Genomic DNA, 19,558 nt, shown 5'->3' with positions numbered 1-19,558 from the left:
CAACTGAAAGTAAACAATTTTTATTGATAATAGAGGTTATAGCAGACAAGACAACAATATACACAATAGACATTAAGTATCGGGAAACATGTCGCAATATTGTTGAACTATAAAATTATAGAGACGGATTAAGAGTATAGACTGGTCTGATTAACAAGAAAAAAGAAAGTCCTATTCAATAACAACGCTAATTAAGCTGCTATTGAATAGGACTCTCGTCCTGCGTGTTTCCCTTTACGTTTGAAGCTGCCTTTTCCTTTTTTCGCCTTAACAACACGAGTTGCAAATACTTTACTGGTCACAACCGCTTTTAATGCATTATCGCGAATGGTTCCGCGACCGTGCTCTGTTTCAATTTGCGGGTTAGTTTCATTCACAACTAACTCAAGCTTTTTCTGCTTGTGCTTATTAGCCATAACAGGCTCTCCATATTAATGATATAAACGCACCTGCGAGCCAGGCGCTGATTGGTTAGATATGACCGATTTAGGTCACAGACTATGATATACACTTTTTCCTTATCAGCAAAGCATACAGAGCCTGCTTTCAATGAAGTACTAAAACAGGCAGATCATCAGCCTACTCAAGGCACTGCTGCTTTAACCAACGACCGAGCTTAATAAGCTCTTTTTGTCTGGCTCGTGACGCCTTGTACACAAAGTAAAAGTCATCACCGGTTGGCAACTCGTGCAACGGTATTCGCACAAAATTATGCTGTTCTTGTTCCGTAATCAGATAATCGTTAACAAGGCTGATACCCTGATCGTATCTGGCCGCCTCAGCTGCAAGTAACACATGGCTAAAATAGCTGATATTGACGTGCTCAGGTAACTCAAAACCACCACGTTCACACCATTCAGCCCAATCTTCCGGCTGATTAGTGGCTGATAATGAATATTGCACCGATAGCAAAGGGGGCTGCCATAACGCTTCAGGAAGTGGTTTATCTTTAATTTCATGCCACAGTTTTTTTCCGCATACCGGGTATAGTCGTTCAGAGTACAAAAACTCACTGACATAATTTTTCTCTGGCGGATTCACTGTAATAAAACAATCAGCAACCGCATCAGAACACTCAGGCTCATCCGCAACCATTGTCAGCACCACATCAATTTCAGGATATGTCTGACGTAAATCATCCAATCTTGGTATAAGCCATTTCACTGCCAGTGAACTATAAAGAGCCAAACGAATTTGCCCGGACTTACCTTCTCGGATCTCTTCACTGACTCTGGATAAACTCACTAACGACTGGCTGACTTCCGAAAAATAACGCTCACCCACATCAGTTAAAGATAAAAATCTTCCCTGACGATTAAACAAGGTGTCTCCGAGGTATTCTTCCAGCAACTTCACCTGGTGGCTGACTGCACTTTGAGTAACATGTAAGTCATCAGCAGCTTTAGAAAAACTTCCCAATCGCGCCACAGCTTCAAAACATTGCACCGCTCGTAAAGGTGGCAATTTCATTATTAGTTTAGCTCATACTAAAAACATTTTAATCATTATACATCATGCATGAGCTTATCGTACCTTAACGGCCATGAATCGAAGTAAATTTAACAGCCGGAAAATCAATGAGTAATAAAATTGTTCAGTTAACAACAACGTATTTCAAATTAATACAGTCAACAGCACTTTGCTCACGAGAGATAACTGAAGTAAGGCTTCTCAACGAAGTAAAACGAGCAGAAAAAATGATGACAAACGAAACTGAATACTCGTTTTGCGAGGATTCAGAACGAAGTAAATCAGTATTCATGTAATGATAAGTTCATCATAAATAACAGCTACTAAAACGGGATAAGGATGGACCTGTTCGTATATCTTCTGGAAATGTTATGCATTGTGGCCTTTGCCCTGAGTGGTGTACTTGCCGAGTCAAATAAAGGAAAAGACATTGTCAGCGTAATACTGCTCGGATGGGTAACAGCTCTGGGGGGCGGCACACTTCGGGATATCATTATTGATGAACAGGTATTCTGGATCCGGGATCAAACCTATTTCTGGGTTGCCTTATTCAGTGCCTGCGCAGGCTTCTTCCTGATTAAGGAAATTCGTAAATCTCTGGTAGAACGAATGGTGATACTGTTTGACACCATTGGTGTGTCTCTGTTTGCGATATTAGTGACGGCAAACCTGTATTCTCTCGGTTTCGCTGCTTATGTTGCCATTTTTATGGGTATGATCACCGCAGTATTTGGCGGTGTGATCCGGGATATTATTGCCAATCGCCCAACCATGTTTAACAACACAGAGCTTTATGCCACACCGGTGATCCTGGGCAGCTGCCTTTATATTTTGCTGATAAACATCGGCGTATTTTCAGGTATTGCCTCACCATTTTGTATGCTGCTAATTGTTGTGATGCGTTTATTCGTAGTTATTAAGAATATTCGATTTCCTGCTTTCCTGATCCTGAAATAACAGTTTCAATCGAACTTTACCCCGCAACATGAAGTAAAACACTATGGGAACAATTGCTATACGCCCCAGCATATTAAAAGCAAAGTTTTGACTGTTTTTTCATCTTTTTACCGACATCCATCCGGTTATGCGACAGCAGTCACATGAAACATCTTTAAACGATCGACAATATCACTTTATTCAACTCGCATAAGAGTTGTAATCACCACCCAAATCCAATAACAGCAGAGAATTACTCTATTATGTCCAATAAAGTAAGCATTTTCGACCAACCAAAACCATTTAAAATGATATTTTTCATCGAATTATGGGAGCGTTTTGGTTACTACGGTCTGCAAGGTATTCTTGCGGTCTTCTTCGTACAACAGCTGGGATTCAGCCAACAGGACTCATTTGTTACCTTCGGTGCATTTGCTGCACTGGTTTACGGCCTGGTTTCTGTTGGTGGTTATGTCGGTGACCACGTACTGGGTACCAAGCGCACCATGATCTTCGGTGCCATTGTACTGGCGGCTGGCTACTTCATGATGGGCTTTTCAATCCTTCATCCGAATTTCATCTTCTTCGCACTGGGTGCTATTGCTGTAGGTAACGGCCTGTTCAAGGCTAACCCTTCAAGCCTGCTTTCTAAGTGTTATGAAGAAGGTGACAGCCGTCTGGATGGTGCATTCACCCTGTACTACATGTCCATCAACATCGGCTCACTGGTATCTCTGTCTCTTAGCCCGGTCATTGCAGACAAATTCGGTTACGCAACCGCGTTTGTTATCTGTGGCCTAGGTCTGATTGCCAGCCTGTTGAGCTACGTAATGTTCCGCAATACTGTTCAGGGTATCGGTTCTGAACCGGATGCACAGCCAATCGAAATGAAAAAGCTGGGTATTGTTATCGCGGGTACGATTGTTTCTACCCTGATTTGTGCCTGGTTGCTTCAGAACATCTTCATGGCAAATATGGTATTGGGTCTGATCGGCGTTGGCGTAGTGTCTATCTTCCTGAAAGAGACGTTTAAAACCACAGGTGCAACCCGCAAGAAGATGATTGTCGCTTTCGTACTGATGCTTCAAGCTATCGTGTTCTACGTTCTGTATGCTCAGATGCCGACTTCATTGAACTTCTTCGCTATCTATAACGTCCGTACTGAACTGTTCGGCTTTGATATCAACCCTGTCAGCCTGCAGGCACTGAACCCATTCTGGGTTGTTCTTTGCAGCCCAATCCTGGCTTACATGTACACTTATTACGGCAGCCGCGGCCGCGACTTGTCTATGCCGGGTAAATTTACTCTGGGTATGTTCATGTGCGCATTCGGCTTCTTGTCTATTGCTGCAGCCGGCATGATGTTCGCTGACAGCACAGGCATGGTTTCTATCTGGTGGATGGTACTGGTTTACATGTTCCAGAGCTTGGGTGAACTGCTGATCAGTGGTCTTGGCCTTGCGATGGTTGCCAGCCTGGTACCTCAGCGTCTGATGGGCTTTACAATGGGTGCATGGTTCCTGACACAGGCAGCTTCCTTCATCATTGGTGGTTATGTTGCTTCCTTCAGTGCAGTTCCTGAAAACGTGACAGATCCTCTGAAAACTCTGCCGCTGTATACTGAAGTATTCCAGAACATCGGTCTGGTTACCCTTGCTGTAGCCTTTGTTATGGCAATCACTACTCCGGTTCTGAACCGTATGATGAAAGCTGAAGACAGCATTGCCGAAGGCCATGTAGCTCAGCACTAATCATCATTAAATTCGCTGTAAGAAAAAGCCCCGGTGACCGCATGCTCCACCGGGGCTTTTTTCTGCCTGAGCTCAGGCTAAAACGACTCAGCTCAGATCATAAAACTAATTCAGTTTCTCGCGGAACCAATTGCTCGTCCCCGACTACCTGACCATCTTTGATATTGATGATTCTGTGCGTTCGCTTTGCCAGTGCAACATCATGGGTCACCACAATCAGGGTTCGCCCTTCCTGGTGCAATTCATTAAACAATGCTTCGATCTCGCTGCCCGAACGGGAATCCAGCGCACCAGTCGGTTCATCGGCAAGAATGATCTGAGGATCATTCACCAGAGCTCTGGCAATGGCTACCCGCTGCTTCTGACCGCCTGACAGCTGATTGGGTTTGTGATCCATACGCTCACCCAACCCAACACGCTCAAGAAGGTAAGCGGCTTTCTCTCTGCGCTCTTTAGCCTTAATACCGCTGTAAACCAACGGCAAAGCCACATTATCCAGTGCACTGCCATAATCGAGCAGGTTGAACCCCTGGAACACAAAACCGATATTGCGATTACGGATTGCTGCCAGCTGTTTACTGCTCATCACCGAAACATCTTCGTTATCAAGGCGGTAATCCCCTGACGTCGGTTTATCAAGGCAGCCCAACACATTCATTAAAGTTGACTTGCCCGAACCTGAAGGGCCTAAAATTGACAGATATTCCCCACGGTGAATGTTCAGCGATACCTGATCCAATGCGCGAACTGTTTCCTCACCACTCTGGTAATACTTACAAATATTGCTTAGCTGTACTAATGGGGTCGATGTCGACATACTTGTCCTATTTTTCTTATACCTGTAATCATTCACTTTGAAGCGCCTCTAAAGGCGTGATACCGGCTGCGCGATTTGCAGGGAACCAGGCGGCAGCGATACCAACGAGGCCCAAAGCCAGAATGACAATGATTACTATGGAGACTGAAAGCTCTGGTTTCGGCTTCCCTAATTCTTCATAAATTGCATTGCCGTCAAACGGCAAGCTTTGCAGCAGCTCAACCAGGCTGAATGTCAGCGCAAGTCCTAGCATGCCGCCTATTGCCATAGTCAGCAGAGACTGCAATAAATAATGACGTTTTATATCCCCCGGTGTTGCACCGATTGCCATCCGGATACCGATGTCCCGTGTAGCACGTTTCACCGTCGCATACATTACATTGGCGATTCCGATACCAGCCACACCCAAGGTGACCAGACCAATAACACCGAGGAAACTTTGCAGACCAACCAAAAAACGTCGCATTGTTTTCTGACGCAACAGCAGGTCCTGACTCTGAATAAGCTGCTCATCCGACATACTGGCTTCATATTTGCGAGCGATTACCTGTTTCGCTGTCTTAGCCAGTTGCAGTCGATCAACACTTTTTACCGGTTCAATATTAATAGCATTGATGGCCTCATTCGGATTGAACCTGCGCCAAGTGGTAAAAGGTACAAATACGGTGTAATCCAGCGGCACACCGTTTTCAACGTTAGCGCTGCTACTTTCAATTAAACCTATCAGGGTAAAATCTTCATTCCCCACTTTGACGGTTTTACCAACAGGATTTGACGTCAGTTTCGGTGAATCAAGCCAATCAAACTCGTCACTGTCATTAAAAAGCAGGTAAGCTGCACTTTGCCCAAGAACAATCACTTTTCGCTGCTCTTTCATATCCAGCGGATTAAACCAGCGACTACCCGGTGCCATCTTAAATCCCATCAGGTCACGGTAACCGGGATAAACGGCCAGTGGCGAATCCCAGAGCCCCTTATCTCCATTTGTTACCTTTGCGTTCCAAGAACCACTTGGTTCCGCATTTTTTACCGAAGGCAGAGCACGAATCACATCAATATCTTCAGGTTTAAGCTTTAAACGCTCCCCCTGATGAAAACGCCCGTAATCTTTAGTAGCGTAACCACCATTTAAATAAATCAGTTTACCGTTGCCACTTTCTGAACTTCTGATTAAGCCCTGACGTAGCCCTTCACCGACAGACAACATCACGGTAATACACACTGTTGCCCATACCACAGCAAGAATTGTCAGGCTCAGGCGCAATTTTTCTGCCGCCATTTCCTGTAATATCTGACGAAGTAAAAACATCTTATCCCCTCGCCCCCAACGCAATTACAGGCGTCAGCTTAGAAGCCCTTTTCGCCGGAAAATATGCCGCCATCATTGCCAGCACAGCAGTTACCCCCAACGCCATCAAAATAGCATCAAGCGTGATTTGCGGAATCCCCAGCCAGTCCGGCATTCCGATAACTGTCATCGCGGTAACAAAACCATAAGACAATAAAAGCCCCACACCAGTTCCAGCCAGCACTAAAATTCCACCTTCAGTCATGAACTGAACCAAAATGCTCCCCGGTGTTGCTCCTATCGCAAGGCGGATACCAATCTCACGAGTTCGTTCCGTTACGGACAGAAACATAATATTGGCTACACCCAAAGCACCAACAGCAAGGGTCATCGCCCCGCTTGCACCAAGAAATAGCTGAATACCACGAAGTAAAGTAGTAAAGAACTTCGCATCTTTGCTGAAATCAGGCATATACATAGCGCGATTGTCAGTCGGATCAAAGTGCTGCTGTTTGGCAAAGAACGACATCAGACTTTTGCGCAATACCACACCGGATATACCTTCCGCCGGTTGCACAATCAACATCCCTGGATTTTTGTGCCAGATATCCGTGAACACAGAAGACGGGATTATCACCTGCTGCTCATCATTATCCATCCGAAAGCCGCCTTCACTTTCCTCAGTAACACCGATAATAGTGAACGGAATACTATTTATCTTTAACTCACCGCCAAGGCTCAAACCACCAATTTGGGCCAACTGCCAACCCACGACAGCAACACGATTATGGTTACGAATATCATTCGGACTAATTGACCGTGAGCCGCTAATTAGCTTTTGCTTCCGCCATGTTGAGAAATACCCATCGACTCCCCGAACATACCCCGGCAACCCCAGCCCTTGCATATCTGACACACTGGCTTCCCAGTTTTGATAAATAACTGAGATGCCTTCCACAGCAGGCTGACGTTCAAGCTGCCTCATCTCGGTTTCTGTTACTAAAACCTCTCTTCTTGCAGGCAAACCTTGCCATGGCTTGCTCGTCATTTCAGGCCATACCGGCTGAGTATCACTAAGTAACATTGAAAATGCTTTGGTATTAACCTGATAAAAACCTTCACCTAAGGCCACCAACACCAATACCGAGACGATCCCCCAAACGATAGCGATCATCGCCAGCATGCTTCTCAGCCTGTGCGCCAACAAAGTCTGAATAGTTTGCAGAATCAGCGCATTCATGACTGCAGTGCCCGTGATATATGCTTAATCGTATTGTCGTTCAACTGACCGACTGACTTTAACAGCGCAACCCGATGCAACCAGTATTGATACAGCAAAGACTGAAGGCTGTTCTTACTGTCATAAAACCTGTTGTGAGCATCAATAACGTCATCAGCTGTCGCAAGGCCAGCATTGTAGACAGCCTGTTTGCTTTTTAGTGCCCTTTCCCGTGAATTTACTTGTTGCTGAGCCATTTCAACTCGCTGCCAATCAAAATCAATCTGGTTAAAACGAGTCTGAATTTGTTCGCGTATACGAATTTCAACACTGCGAACATCCTGTTTGGCCTGCATCACTTCCAACTTAGACCGATCAACATTTGCTTTAGTCGAACCGTTAAGATCAATCGGCAATGACAACGTAATCCCGGCATTCAAATCATGCTGGCTTGAGCGATCATTATCGCTATAGCTCACCTGCCCGGTAACTGTCGGATAATACCCAGACTCAGCCTGCTCCTGACTAAATTCGACAGATTTAAGCTTTTGTTTCGCAGCCAGTAGTTCGGGGCTGTTATTTTTTGCCAGAGTCAGCCACTCGTCCTGGCTCTGCACTGCCATTTGCGGCCTGCTTAAATCACTCGTACTGATTTCATCAACTTGCTCCGGCAGGCTGCTAATTAAAGCAGCCAGCCCGGCTTTACGCTCTTCAACGACAGATCGCTTAGCGAGAAGTTCAGCTTCGATATCGACCTGGTTGGCTTTAGCATCTTCAAGCTCCGTCGACATTGACTTACCGGCACAAAAGTTCTGCTCAATAATGTTGAGTTGCTTTTCACCCTCAACCAGCTTTTGCTGAGCAAGACGAAAATCACCCTGAGCCTGCGCCAGATTCAGATAAGCAGTTATCAGTTTCTCTGCTAATTCATTGTGAGCCTGCTGAACTTTTAACTGCGCTTCCAATGCCAAAGCTTCACTGACATCCAGTTTTGACCACTTACTGCTGTCCCACAGCACCTGATTCAAGGTGACACTGTAACCAGTCGTGGTGTCGTTATGCTCATACCAATTGCTATTTGCATTAAGAGTTAAATCAGGCAGCAATTCACCTCGGCTGCTGCGAACATTTGTTTCTCCGATCTTTTCACCAATCTGCGCTTTCTGATAATCAGGATCATACGCTTTTGCAGCTTTCCAAGCCTGTTCAATCGTCATCGCATAACTTTGAAAACTTGCGGTCATTAATGCCAGAGATAGGCCAGATAAGAAGACCTTAGCTAATGAGGAGCGCCCCACGGCTTTCTGCTGCTTAATCAATTGCTGAGGACTAAACATTCGGTGCCCCCATCATGCTGGAGTCAACGATTTCATCCCCTTCTTTCAAACCGGATACCACTTCAACATTTATTCCGTCAGAAAGACCTAACTTAACAGGCTCAGTGTGAAATCCTTGTTCAGAGTCATCAGCCACCAGCACTTCCGGATTTTCACCACTAAACTGAAGAACACGCTCCGGAATCGTGGTCACTAATTCAGCCTTTTTCAGAGTGATCTTCGCTGTTGCCGAAAAACCGGAACGAATGGTTAGCCCTTCAGGGAAGTGAATATCGCTGACTTCAACTTCAAACCCGTTGTCAAAGCTATTACTGCCATTACTGGATGAAGCATTCAGCTTTTCTGACTGAACAGCAACCTTACTCAGAGTGCCTGTCAGCTCAGCTTCCGGATACGGTGCCAACGTGATAGATACAGGCATACCGGCATGTAGCTGCGCAGCATCATGCTCACTGACACTGCCCTTAAAAATCATGTCGTCCATGTTTGCCAGCGTCATCATCTCAGATGCTGACTGGCTGGATTCAGTAGAGATAATCGGCTCACCAACCTCTACTTTTACGTTAAGAATCGTCCCGCTGACTGGCGCATAAATGGTTGACGTCAGTTTCGACTCGCCAACTGAAGACTCACCGCTTCGAATTAGATCCAGGTTCTGCTGTTTCTGCTGTAAATCAGCTTTGGCCCGCTTAACGTTAGCTTTGGCTTCGATGAACTGGCCATAGTTTTCAGGTACGACTTTTTGTTCTACCAAGCGCTGTAAGTTCTCCAACTTTCGTTGAGAAGATTCCAACTCCGCTTCACTGGACATTAGCTGAGTCACCGCTTCGGTAAGACGCACCGGCGTCGGATTCGGACGGATCTTGAAAAGCGGCGTACCGGCTTCTACGTTTTCACCAACTTTGTGGTAAACCTCACCGACAATGCCTTCAAGTTGAGATTTCACCTGTACCGAATGGGCAGGGACAATCTGCCCGACAGCCACGGCCTGCTTTTCAATCGTGCCTGTTGTTGCCGTAATCAAAGGCAACATGTCATTAGTCTCTGCGTCCGGATAAGCGTAATACCCTGCTCCGGCTAATAAAACAGCTGTCAGTGACGCTGCGATCCAGCGCTTTTTCATAATCTATTCCGTCGTTAATAAGAAAATTAATACCGAACGCCTTCAGACCATCGATCGGCCCGAATCTCATAGTTCCCGAAGCAAAATTATGCCGGAGCCATACACGATTTTATGTACCACTTTGTCATTTTTTGTATAAAATAATACAGCGTTCGAATTGAATTAAACATTAACTTATTATCGAAAGTCAATAAGTTTTAATCGCTGTAGAGTAACACCGATACGTTCACCCTCTATTAACGATTAATATCAGTCAAAAATGACCCATCGACCAAACAGTGAGCACTGCTGCACATGCGCCAGATGGAATAATATGTCACACAAATAAAAATACAAAGACAATATTGCCTTTTTAATCAGTACGCTCAATTTCATCACCGCAAAAAAAAGCGCCGGATATCTCTATCCGGCGCCTGAGGTATGAACTTGTTGGATGCCTGGGTATGCACCTCAACTATGTTATAGCCCCTTGATATATTGCGACTTAATGGTCGGTGCTATCACTGACTCAATTTCACTTCTTACAGTCGGCTCCCCATCAATAAGATGCTGGAACCTTTCAATGACAGACGTTTTATCTACCGTCACCTGTGTCGCAGTCTGAATGTTTCTCAAATCAATGAAGTAGCTGGAAAACATTCCCGGCAGATCTGTCAGAATATCCATGTTGAGGTAATTGTGCTCACTGTACATGGTGTTATGGCTGCCTCGCTGCTTATCCACAACAAAAGCTGAATCTTTCAGGCTTAAAATCGATGCCGACTTATCACACTTTTTCAGACAGCGATGATCAAAGCGCTTCTTCTTACAGCCAACGGTTTGATGGAACAAACACTGGCGACTGGTTAACAGCATAATCGGATGATAGATGCTGTAGAACAGCTTAAAGTTATGCGGCCTGACAATATGTTTGATTTGCTGCTTCTTAATCTCATTGGAAATGAAAGAGCCTGTGCAGTTGAACTCTTCTTTCATACATTGCAGGCTGAAGGAGTTAGTGACGTTCAGTTGCGGGCCTGCTACCCAATCGATACCCTGCTCATATGCTGCATAAGCCACACCAGTATTGTTCGTAACAATAAGCTCAGGTTTAACTTGCTCTAAGAACGCGACTGCCGCTTCATAGTTTTCCCCAATCAGAATTGCAGGGAACCATGGGATCAATTTCGGGTTCTGCTTGAACAGCTCAACCAGCTTAGGTAATTCAGCATGCAAACCATCAGGCAGCTGATAATAAATATCAGCTGATGTGCTGTCACACAGCGCCACATCATTCTCTGCTGAAATCAAAACAGACAAACTCGGCTTGGTTGCAAGCGGTGCCGTTTTTTCCAGCTTAGGAGTATCAATCGCCTTAATCCGCGTCTTCGAACCATTTATGATAAAGGCGATATGATCTTTCATCTCAGCCAATTCATAAAACGGTACATATAAGCTACCTGCGAGTTCTTCGTTGTTGAACGATTCAATAATATAGTCTTCATTATTCAGGCACTTAAGCCACTTTTCGTTACAAGTACGATCGATGGTGTACTTGTCAGAGTTAATCAGCTCAGACTCAGAGTAAACCTCAAACGTGTTTTCCGGCGAAGTCACTGTGACTTTCAGTTTTGTACCAGCCTGCCCGGATACGGTCACAACCAGCGGCAACTTATCAATACTCAGATCTTTGATTTTGGCTTCAACTGTCTTGATGATCTCTGTCTTATCATCGTAGAGTTTTTTCTTAATCTGCTTAAAGCCGTCTTCCGTATTGCAGTTGCTCAGGCTGGCAAAATGCTTCGCCGAGTTATCACGCGGGTTATCAATGAACATCCCTTTGTGGATATCCCCCATCAGATAACCGTTCGAGAAGTCACGGTTAAATACGGTGTAAAGCTCGCTGTTATCTGTCAACACCTCACCGCTGTTGCAGTAGCTATTCAACTGACGATTCCAGTTATCGACAGCCGTATAAACGTAATGAGATTTCTTAATTCGCCCTTCCACTTTCAGGGAATAGACACCGGCATCAACCAACTCCTTCAGATCTGAAAATGCGGAGTTATCTTTCATGTTAAGCGGGTAATCTTTACCGACGGTCGTGGTCTGGTACTGATCACGACATGGCTGACTACAACGACCACGGTTACCTGAGCTGCCATTACGAACCGAGCTGATATAGCACAAGCCGGAGAAACCGATACAGTATGAGCCGTGAACAAAGACTTCTGTCAGAACGTTATGCTCGAGGCCAAAATAGGACAAGTGTTTGATTTCACCGATATTCAGCTCTCGGGACAAATTCACCCGGCTGGCTGTCAGCTTACTCAGAAAGCGGATTTGCCCTGTGTTATGGGTGTTTACCTGGGTGGAAGCATGTACATCCAGATCTTTAAAATGCTCTTTCAGGATATAGAACAGACCCAGATCCTGAACAATTACCCCGTCAATTTTGGTATTCACCAGCTTATTCAGCAGGCGGATAATCGCAGGGATTTCACTTTCAAGAATAATAATGTTAAGCGTCAGAAATACTTTGCAGTTATGTTTATGAGCAAGCCTTACCACACCGTTTAAGTTATCAAATGTTAAATTTGTCGCTCGATTTCTGGCATTAAAATTATCAAGCCCGCAATATATTGCATCTGCACCTGCAACAATCGCCGCTTTTATAGACTCAATATCGCCACCCGGTGCCAATAACTCAAACTTGTTTCTCATAGCGACATAACCCACTTGTCTATTTTGCTTTATTTGAAGGGGGCGTATTTTACTTGTAAGGGTTAATTCATGTCTATAAGCAGGGATATCAATAGGCGAATTGACGAGAGAGTTGAAACATATAACGAGTTAAAAACAAAAAAATGAGAAGAGTCCAAAACAGAATCCCTTCTCATTTGCTAAAGCAAAAGCATCTATTGTCAGTCAGATAGAAAGTGATTGTGGTGACAACACGCACATCTTTTTCAATCTTCTCGGTGTCACCGTAGCTGTTACCGGCATCCTTGATATAGAAGCTTCCCTGACGGGCACTGCGGATTCCCCCAACCGTCACTCCAGCATTCTGCGCGAACTCGTTAGCAGCAAGGCGAGCATTCTTGGTTGCTTCTCTTAACATATCAGGCTTGATGTCATTCAGTTTGGTAAACAGGTAAACTGGCGCACGGTTTTCAATATCAATCCCGCGGGCAATCAAGGTATTCACATCTGCTCGCACTTTTGAAACCAAATCTACTTTATGAGTATTCACAGTGATAGAGCCGACTAAGTTATGTTTCTGGTCAACCAGGTTCTGATTTTCATCGCGATATTCTTCCGGATAATAATCAATCACTCCGATTTCAATTTCATTTTCTTCGAAGCCTTTTTCTTTCAGCATCTCGATTATTATTTTCTGACGTTTTTCTGCTTCGGCATAAAGATCAGGTAATTCTGCTTTGGTTTTGCCGGATACTGAGAAAACCAAATCCCAGTTTGCAGTATCTGCCCGAACTCGCCTTTCTGCCAAACCTTTCGCTTCCGCAGTATTTAATGCCACTTTCGAGTTATAAATTGTCTGACTGATAAAGTAACCGGCAATACTCAAACCAATTGCCAGAAATATACCGAGAAAAAAGAGTCCTTTTTGATTATTGTCCATTACGACATCCTTAATGTAATTCACCATTCAATGGTCAAATATTACACGAGCAGAAAAGCAAACTGTGTCATAACAATGACAAGAATAGAGAGATATCACGTGTCTGTTCTGTAAGGACTTCCTGCCAAGCCGTTCATCGGTGGTATCTCATGTGGTGAGTCGCGCATCCAAGCAGAATAAAACTGAATGTCACGGGTATTAGTCAACTCTTGTTTTGTAATTCCTCGGGCTAAAATCGCCTCTTCTGTAAAACCGCGATCAATGTAATCCAGTATCTCATCCAACCGCCGATAGGTTATTCCTATACTCATCTCGGAAGTAACACCTTTGACCATATCCGGAGAAGGAAGCTGTTCACGTATTGTTTGCGGTAGCCCGAGAAATTCACTAAGCTGCCAGACCTGAGTTTTATATAAGCCAGCCATAGGTTGCAGGGGCATATCGTCGATTCCTTTCTTAACAAACCAGCCGGCTTGCTCTTCAGTTCTGTTCGCGGCACCAATAATAATTCCGTCGTACCTCTCTGCTTCCTTTTCAATTAATTTGCGCCGGAATATATGGCGGATATTAAAACTTTTCACCAGCGGTGTAATACAAAAACGATAAATCAGGCGCTTTAAAGGATTTCGTCCCAAGTGACCACTGCCGCCCTTAATAGTCGTCAAATGTGCAGTTTCGCGAAAAACAACCTGATACAGCCACAATAAAAATCGTTTGGTTGGTGCACCCAGCCGACTTATACGCATTATCAAAGGGGCATAGACCCCCTTTTGCCCCATCACTTGTGAGATGTCCCGGACCTGAAGTTCAATGCCTAACCAATCAGCCATAGTGCGGGCTTTAACTTCGGAGTCTGATTCGCTGTCCCTGTCTTTCAGAAAATACGCTTTTACCCTGTCAGCACCAACCGCCCGTACAGCAAGGGTGATGAGTACAGCAGAATCAATTCCACCGCTTAACCCCATCACCACGCAATGCTTATTTCTCTCATCACACAGATCTGAGATATATTGTTCAATCGCTGTAGCTGCGCGCGCGGCATCAATCTCAAGCATTTCCTCTCCCGACACCTATTCATAGATTCCATACCTCGGTGCCTATTTCCATCATAGACGAGCCAATGATGGTTTCGGGTATCACAAGTAATCACCAGAACATTTTCGTAAATAAGAACTTGCGTATCCCCTTTCGGGCTGATAGCTTGATGTTCATGAAAATTAATAAACCTGTATTTTTCATCCCATCTTGGTGGCGTGCTTTAAATTAAAGCGCGGCACATAACTGTATTTTTTCTATTGCCGCCAGATGGCAGCAATAGGATCACAACAGATCACCAATGTCTTGCCTCTGGACGGCCAACTTCGAGGTAAGATAAATGTCTGCAACACTCTCTAATCAAGTATCACAAGAAAAAATTCTGACCGGCGATCGTGCAACCGGACAACTTCATTTGGGCCATTACGTCGGCTCCCTTCAGCAACGCGTCCAACTCCAGCATCAATATCATCAGACTATTCTGGTAGCAGATATGCAGGGTTTAACCGATAACGGTCATAACCCGAACAAAGTCTCATCCAATATTTTGAATGTAGTGGCTGACTACCTGGCTGTCGGCATTGATCCGGCGCTGACAACCATTTGCCTGCAATCGGCTATTCCGGCACTGGCTGAGCTTTCTATGTTCTATTCAAACTTGGTTTCTATCTCCCGGCTTGAACGCAACCCCACAGTAAAAAACGAGATCAAATCAAAAGACTTCGGTCGTTCTATTCCGGCCGGGTTTCTGACCTATCCGATCAGTCAGGCAGCTGATATCACGGCTTTTAACGCCACCTTGATCCCAGTCGGTGATGACCAACTACCGATGATTGAGCAAACCAACGAAATTGTGCGCAAGCTCAATCACATTGCCAACAAGCCGATTCTCAAAGAATGTAAGCCACTACTAAGCCCTGTTTCGCGCCTGCCAAGCACTGACGGCAAAAACAAAATGTCCAAATCGATGGGAAATGCCATTTTACTCAGCGCAACCGAACGAGAAATAAAACAAGCCGTTAAAGCCATGTATACCGATCCGGGCCACCTGCGAATTGAAGATCCGGGCAAAGTGGAAGGCAATGTGGTGTTTACCTACCTTGATGCTTTCTATCCGGATAATGCTTACGTTGAAGAACTGAAAGCTCAATACCGTGCCGGTGGATTAGGTGACGGGAAAACTAAAGCCATTCTTGAATCCTGCCTGCAAGAGTTGATTCAGCCTATACGCCAGCGCAGAGAAGAATTAATGAGCGACAAAGGACAATTGGTGGAAATTTTGAAGACCGGAACCGAGAGAGCCAGGGATGAAACAGGTGATGTGCTAAACAGGGTGAAACATGCGTTTGGGTTGAAGCTGTTCTGAACTGTACCAGAACTGAGCCAAAACCGGGTTGACCGGGAAATTGCCGACAGGGCAAACCTTGTTTTGCCCTGCTCTTACTTTTCTGTTTAAGAGACCATTTCAAATCATCGTTGAAATTTACTTTTAAACAATTTCATACCAAGGGCAACTGTGCCAACCTTTAGGATGGTTAATGGTGCAACTGATGTATTTACGATCTACTTCAAACCAAGGCAATGCAGACGGGCCTTCCGGATGATTTGCTGTCGCATAGATTTTGTTGTCTTCTCTGACTTCAAACCACGGAAATCCACTCCAGCCTTTTGGGTGTGCAACTGTTGGATAAAGCAGGTTTTCCCTCATTTCATACCAAGGTAAGCCGCTAAAACCATTAGGGTGATTAGATGTTGGTCGAATATTTGCCATGTGTGTATCCTTTTAAAACGGAAAGAAAATGCAACTGTAAAAAATGCTTTTATTATCAGAAGGCTAGCGTGCATTCCCTTCGAGGCAGGCAAGATAACAGCTAAGATCAGCCCAGATCGTGAAGCGCATCAATAATAGGAAATTATCATTATTATCAATAGTTTGTTTTTATTCATTACTTGCGTTCGATCTCATTTGCTCTCAGATTGAATAAATATTTACCGGAGGCTTTTCCGCAAACAGCTCGGATTATCACCAAAACCTCAGCACATACCGAACAAAAGCTAATACTGTACAAAAACTGGACGATCGACAGTGCTGATCTATACTGATTAATGGAAAGCGTATCTTTCTGCCAATAGGTCTTATGGAGATGAGGGGAAAGAGTAGCAACCACGTGAGTTTCTGGGCTTGCAGCGTGGTCAACGAGAGAGAAGCAGAACCCTGTAAGAGCTAACTCTCGACGCGCTTTTCAATCTCCAGTTTTCTTATCCGTAATTCTGAAACCCGCCTGTGTCGCGGGTTTCTTTCTGTCTAAAAACCGGTATTTGTCCAATCACCTACTTAGCAACTCTACACTTCCCAGTCGGTGCCGCCTTCTGTCGGCTTCATATTTTCCAGCTTTTCATCAACCCAACTGATAGCAGCCATCACACACGGAAAACCTAATGTACTGGTCAGCAAAAGCAAAGCATGGCGGATCTCATCGGCACTTGCGCCGGCTTCAAACGCCCTTCTGGCATGGCTGTGAACAGCACCTTCAGAACGAATCGCTGTTGCGGCTGCCAGCTGAATCAGTTGCGCTGTTTTTTCATCAACGGGCCCTTCTTGCCTCACGGCTTTACCGAGAGTTTCTACAGCATCAATAAAATCCGGGTGCTTCTGCTTCATCTTTAGATACTGTTTGGACGGCTTGGCAATCATAATTCACTCCTGATAACAAACATGTTTATGAGTATAGACAGGCAGAAAGCTATCTCTGTTTAATCCTTCCACCGAGCTTTAATAACGCTTGCAATAGCCTCTCCCCAGCACTGATAAACAGCTTCTCCGGGATGAAAACCATCAATCGCCATGTGGTGAGGTTCTAATTTATGATTAAGATCTATCAGATCACAGTCATGCTCTTTATTGACCCAATAAGTCAGTCGCTGGTTAAATGATTTTGCTTTATTGCCCATATACCAGCGTAAAGGGGACGGCAGAGCCGGAAACCTTTCTATCGGAGGAATTTTGGTAAGGATTATCTGTTTGCAGGAAAAGCGATGACGAAGCTGATTAACCAACATCTTCTGTTGTTCTACCCATTTCATCGAACTGATTGGCTGGGCAATATCATTCACTCCTAGTGATAACACAACAATGTCATAAGGCTCTCGTGGATGGTAGACAAGTTGCTGGCTCATAGCTCTGGTTGTCATTCCGGATTTAGCAACCAGATGCCATTTCAGCCGAAAGTAATCAGACAGCTCATTAGCTAAATGCCCGGATAGCGCCTGAGACTGGTACTGGACCCCGACACCCGCGGCAGCAGAGTCACCAAGCAGCAAGAGCCGCAATCTTTTTCCCTTTCCGCAAGTGCCGCTTCTGGGGCCCATGGCTTCTTCTAACTTAGGTGTACTCCGCTTTACGTACTCGCCCTGTGCAACAAATACCGGAGCCATCAAGAGCAAAGCCAACTGGTGAATCATACCTATCTCCTACCTTAAGCATTTCATTCAGGCAATAATGCAAAACTGCACAGACTGATTGCTTAAGCATAGGATCATATTCTGATGTGAGGTGTTTGATATTAAAGACTGTTTAATCAATTACCAAGCTGCCATCAGGGTTAAACTGCCAACAGTCTGCATAAGCGACCTCCCACAGATAGCCATCTGGATCTGAAAAATAGCCACTATAACCGCCCCAGAAAACATCCTGAGCTGGCTTTTCGATCACTCCTCCAGCAGTTTCAGCCCGACGAAGAATGTCATCAACCTCTTCTTTCTTCTTGGTGTTATGCGCCATTGTGATCCCGGTAAAACGACTTTTTGCCACAGGCATGTCGGGAGATACATCTTTCGCTAATTCTTCTAACGGATATAGCGCCAAACATACGCCGCTGGTTTGGAAAAAAATAATGCCGGACTCAGGCTTTCGCGTTGTCGGAAAACCCAAGGACTGGTAGAAGTGAAATGATCTTTCTAAGTCACTAACACCCAGAGTGATGATACTAATCCGTGGTTCCATTTTTATGCCCCTATAACTGGTTAGCTTCGGTTTCATACTAAATCAGGGTCAGTTTTGTGACGGCAACTGGTCTGTTTTGTTGTGATGCGAATGGCAAAATGTCGCGGCATAGCAACAAATTTGCTATTGTCGCGGCCTAAAAATATAACAACACAATCACAATAATAAACTAGAGAAAATAAATGGTTATTATCACACTTCTTCTTTTGCTCACCATTGCAACAGCATTTACTGCTATCAAATGGCGCCGTACAGGCATGAGCCTGTTTGCGCTTTCCGGGTTTATCTTCCTGGCAGCAGGCTGTGGTTTTGTCCCTGCCCACCTTTTGGATGATCTTCAATCTACTTATGACACTAAGCCTGTAATTCGATGGGGAGAAAACAATGCCATTGTGCTACTTGGCGCTGGCACAGAAAAGATTGCGAATACTAATGCAATTGAACCCGGCATGTTTTCCTTTGGCCGACTATTTGAATCAGCCATGTTATATAAAGACTGCAAGGAAACCGGAGCGAAGTGTAAAATCATCGTCAGTGGCGGTGATGCCCGACACAACGGCGAAGATGAAGCAACGGTTTATCTAAAAAGTCTGGTTCAACTTGGTATCAGTAAAGCTGATATTATCCCGGAAACGAACAGTATGAATACCTGGCAAAATGCACAATTCACCAGTGCCATTCTGAATGAAAAAGAAGCCGATCAGGTGGTACTAGTTTCTTCCGGCATCCACCTGCGCCGCAGCTTGATTTACTTCCGTCACTTTGGTGTAGTACCTGTTCCCATACGTGCCGATTACCTGGATGCCATTCCATCGACGCTGCCGCTTTCATACAACCTGGCTATTACGGATTTTGCACTACACGAATATATCGGTGTCGTCCGTTACCATGTGTACAATGCAATGGGCTGGAACCCGAAACGAACCAAACCGGGACAGGCATAAACAAAACAGGCTG

18 protein-coding genes are annotated in these 19,558 nt (G+C 44.9%); 4 read left to right on the top strand and 14 right to left on the bottom strand.

What is annotated here, in order from left to right:
- Positions 1–191: 191 nt before the first annotated feature.
- On the bottom strand, positions 192–416 hold the full coding sequence (locus AACQ93_RS08340; protein ID WP_064603882.1) for an alternative ribosome-rescue factor A: 225 nt from the start codon (positions 414–416) through the stop codon (positions 192–194).
- Between the two features lie 163 nt (positions 417–579).
- Entirely contained in the window at positions 580–1,470 is an 891-nt protein-coding gene (locus AACQ93_RS08335; protein ID WP_064603875.1) for a LysR family transcriptional regulator, read from the bottom strand.
- 339 nt (positions 1,471–1,809) lie between these two features.
- On the opposite strand from AACQ93_RS08335, the gene AACQ93_RS08330 reads away from it, so the two are divergent.
- Both AACQ93_RS08330 and AACQ93_RS08325 read left to right on the top strand, forming a co-directional pair.
- Positions 1,810–2,427, top strand: coding sequence for a trimeric intracellular cation channel family protein (locus AACQ93_RS08330; protein WP_198160109.1), 618 nt, complete (start codon positions 1,810–1,812; stop codon positions 2,425–2,427).
- Positions 2,428–2,669: 242 nt separating this feature from the next.
- Positions 2,670–4,157, top strand: a complete 1,488-nt coding sequence (locus AACQ93_RS08325; RefSeq protein ID WP_064603870.1) for an oligopeptide:H+ symporter — start codon at positions 2,670–2,672, stop codon at positions 4,155–4,157.
- Positions 4,158–4,254: 97 nt separating this feature from the next.
- Here the strand turns inward: AACQ93_RS08325 and AACQ93_RS08320 are convergent, their stop codons facing one another.
- The 8 genes from AACQ93_RS08320 to nadE form a co-directional block, all read right to left on the bottom strand.
- Positions 4,255–4,974, bottom strand: a complete 720-nt coding sequence (locus AACQ93_RS08320) for an ABC transporter ATP-binding protein (RefSeq protein WP_064603867.1) — start codon at positions 4,972–4,974, stop codon at positions 4,255–4,257.
- A 28-nt stretch (positions 4,975–5,002) separates the two neighbouring features.
- Positions 5,003–6,283 (bottom strand): ABC transporter permease, encoded by a 1,281-nt coding sequence (locus tag AACQ93_RS08315; protein ID WP_064603864.1) that lies wholly within the window; start codon positions 6,281–6,283, stop codon positions 5,003–5,005.
- Position 6,284: 1 nt separating this feature from the next.
- Positions 6,285–7,502 (bottom strand): ABC transporter permease, encoded by a 1,218-nt coding sequence (locus AACQ93_RS08310; RefSeq protein ID WP_064603862.1) that lies wholly within the window; start codon positions 7,500–7,502, stop codon positions 6,285–6,287.
- Positions 7,499–8,818, bottom strand: a complete 1,320-nt coding sequence (locus tag AACQ93_RS08305) for a TolC family protein (protein WP_064603854.1) — start codon at positions 8,816–8,818, stop codon at positions 7,499–7,501. Before AACQ93_RS08305 ends, AACQ93_RS08310 begins: the two co-directional genes overlap by 4 nt.
- A complete protein-coding gene (locus AACQ93_RS08300) occupies positions 8,811–9,941 on the bottom strand; it encodes an efflux RND transporter periplasmic adaptor subunit (protein ID WP_064603851.1) in 1,131 nt (376 codons plus the stop codon). Before AACQ93_RS08300 ends, AACQ93_RS08305 begins: the two co-directional genes overlap by 8 nt.
- A 459-nt stretch (positions 9,942–10,400) precedes the next feature.
- Positions 10,401–12,644 carry a peptidase U32 family protein gene (locus tag AACQ93_RS08295; RefSeq protein WP_064603846.1) on the bottom strand — a complete coding sequence of 748 codons (2,244 nt, stop codon included), beginning with the start codon at positions 12,642–12,644 and terminating at the stop codon, positions 10,401–10,403.
- A gap of 172 nt (positions 12,645–12,816) precedes the next feature.
- Positions 12,817–13,563, bottom strand: a complete 747-nt coding sequence (locus AACQ93_RS08290) for an SIMPL domain-containing protein (RefSeq protein ID WP_064603843.1) — start codon at positions 13,561–13,563, stop codon at positions 12,817–12,819.
- Positions 13,564–13,658: 95 nt separating this feature from the next.
- Positions 13,659–14,618, bottom strand: coding sequence for an NAD(+) synthase (gene nadE / locus AACQ93_RS08285; protein WP_064603840.1), 960 nt, complete (start codon positions 14,616–14,618; stop codon positions 13,659–13,661).
- Between the two features lie 320 nt (positions 14,619–14,938).
- On the opposite strand from nadE, the gene trpS reads away from it, so the two are divergent.
- On the top strand, positions 14,939–15,964 hold the full coding sequence (gene trpS, locus AACQ93_RS08280; RefSeq protein WP_064603837.1) for a tryptophan--tRNA ligase: 1,026 nt from the start codon (positions 14,939–14,941) through the stop codon (positions 15,962–15,964).
- Between the two features lie 123 nt (positions 15,965–16,087).
- On the opposite strand, the gene AACQ93_RS08275 is transcribed toward trpS, so the two are convergent.
- The 4 genes from AACQ93_RS08275 to AACQ93_RS08260 all read right to left on the bottom strand — a co-directional run bounded on the left by AACQ93_RS08275 (position 16,088) and on the right by AACQ93_RS08260 (position 18,601).
- Complete coding sequence (locus AACQ93_RS08275) at positions 16,088–16,369, bottom strand: hypothetical protein (RefSeq protein ID WP_007461492.1); 282 nt, start codon at positions 16,367–16,369, stop codon at positions 16,088–16,090.
- Positions 16,370–16,942: 573 nt separating this feature from the next.
- Positions 16,943–17,293: a carboxymuconolactone decarboxylase family protein gene (locus tag AACQ93_RS08270; protein ID WP_064603836.1), complete on the bottom strand. Its 351-nt coding sequence runs from the start codon at positions 17,291–17,293 to the stop codon at positions 16,943–16,945.
- Between the two features lie 59 nt (positions 17,294–17,352).
- Positions 17,353–18,060, bottom strand: a complete 708-nt coding sequence (locus AACQ93_RS08265; RefSeq protein WP_064603834.1) for an SGNH/GDSL hydrolase family protein — start codon at positions 18,058–18,060, stop codon at positions 17,353–17,355.
- 112 nt (positions 18,061–18,172) lie between these two features.
- Positions 18,173–18,601 (bottom strand): VOC family protein, encoded by a 429-nt coding sequence (locus tag AACQ93_RS08260; protein ID WP_064603831.1) that lies wholly within the window; start codon positions 18,599–18,601, stop codon positions 18,173–18,175.
- Between the two features lie 182 nt (positions 18,602–18,783).
- Between AACQ93_RS08260 and AACQ93_RS08255 the strand changes: the two genes are divergently transcribed.
- Entirely contained in the window at positions 18,784–19,545 is a 762-nt protein-coding gene (locus AACQ93_RS08255; protein WP_064603829.1) for a YdcF family protein, read from the top strand.
- Positions 19,546–19,558: the final 13 nt, after the last annotated feature.

Origin of the sequence: Photobacterium sp. J15, assembly GCF_963870815.1 — a bacterium.
In the GTDB taxonomy this organism is placed as follows: domain Bacteria; phylum Pseudomonadota; class Gammaproteobacteria; order Enterobacterales; family Vibrionaceae; genus Photobacterium; species Photobacterium marinum.
Note: the sequence above shows the minus strand (reverse complement) of the source record. Positions and strands in the feature narration are given on the sequence as shown.

Bases quoted from the DNA above. Each gene is read 5' to 3' on its own strand.
- AACQ93_RS08305 (WP_064603854.1), bottom strand. From the start codon at position 8,818: ATGTTTAGTCCTCAGCAATTGATTAAGCAGCAGAAAGCCGTGGGGCGC.
- AACQ93_RS08265 (WP_064603834.1), bottom strand. From the start codon at position 18,060: ATGATTCACCAGTTGGCTTTGCTCTTGATGGCTCCGGTATTTGTTGCA.
- AACQ93_RS08335 (WP_064603875.1), bottom strand. From the start codon at position 1,470: ATGAAATTGCCACCTTTACGAGCGGTGCAATGTTTTGAAGCTGTGGCG.
- AACQ93_RS08275 (WP_007461492.1), bottom strand. From the start codon at position 16,369: ATGGCAAATATTCGACCAACATCTAATCACCCTAATGGTTTTAGCGGC.
- trpS (WP_064603837.1), top strand. From the start codon at position 14,939: ATGTCTGCAACACTCTCTAATCAAGTATCACAAGAAAAAATTCTGACC.
- AACQ93_RS08255 (WP_064603829.1), top strand. From the start codon at position 18,784: ATGGTTATTATCACACTTCTTCTTTTGCTCACCATTGCAACAGCATTT.
- AACQ93_RS08330 (WP_198160109.1), top strand. From the start codon at position 1,810: ATGGACCTGTTCGTATATCTTCTGGAAATGTTATGCATTGTGGCCTTT.
- AACQ93_RS08320 (WP_064603867.1), bottom strand. From the start codon at position 4,974: ATGTCGACATCGACCCCATTAGTACAGCTAAGCAATATTTGTAAGTAT.
- AACQ93_RS08310 (WP_064603862.1), bottom strand. From the start codon at position 7,502: ATGAATGCGCTGATTCTGCAAACTATTCAGACTTTGTTGGCGCACAGG.
- AACQ93_RS08295 (WP_064603846.1), bottom strand. From the start codon at position 12,644: ATGAGAAACAAGTTTGAGTTATTGGCACCGGGTGGCGATATTGAGTCT.
- AACQ93_RS08260 (WP_064603831.1), bottom strand. From the start codon at position 18,601: ATGGAACCACGGATTAGTATCATCACTCTGGGTGTTAGTGACTTAGAA.
- AACQ93_RS08300 (WP_064603851.1), bottom strand. From the start codon at position 9,941: ATGAAAAAGCGCTGGATCGCAGCGTCACTGACAGCTGTTTTATTAGCC.
- AACQ93_RS08290 (WP_064603843.1), bottom strand. From the start codon at position 13,563: ATGGACAATAATCAAAAAGGACTCTTTTTTCTCGGTATATTTCTGGCA.
- AACQ93_RS08340 (WP_064603882.1), bottom strand. From the start codon at position 416: ATGGCTAATAAGCACAAGCAGAAAAAGCTTGAGTTAGTTGTGAATGAA.
- AACQ93_RS08325 (WP_064603870.1), top strand. From the start codon at position 2,670: ATGTCCAATAAAGTAAGCATTTTCGACCAACCAAAACCATTTAAAATG.
- nadE (WP_064603840.1), bottom strand. From the start codon at position 14,618: ATGCTTGAGATTGATGCCGCGCGCGCAGCTACAGCGATTGAACAATAT.
- AACQ93_RS08315 (WP_064603864.1), bottom strand. From the start codon at position 6,283: ATGTTTTTACTTCGTCAGATATTACAGGAAATGGCGGCAGAAAAATTG.
- AACQ93_RS08270 (WP_064603836.1), bottom strand. From the start codon at position 17,293: ATGATTGCCAAGCCGTCCAAACAGTATCTAAAGATGAAGCAGAAGCAC.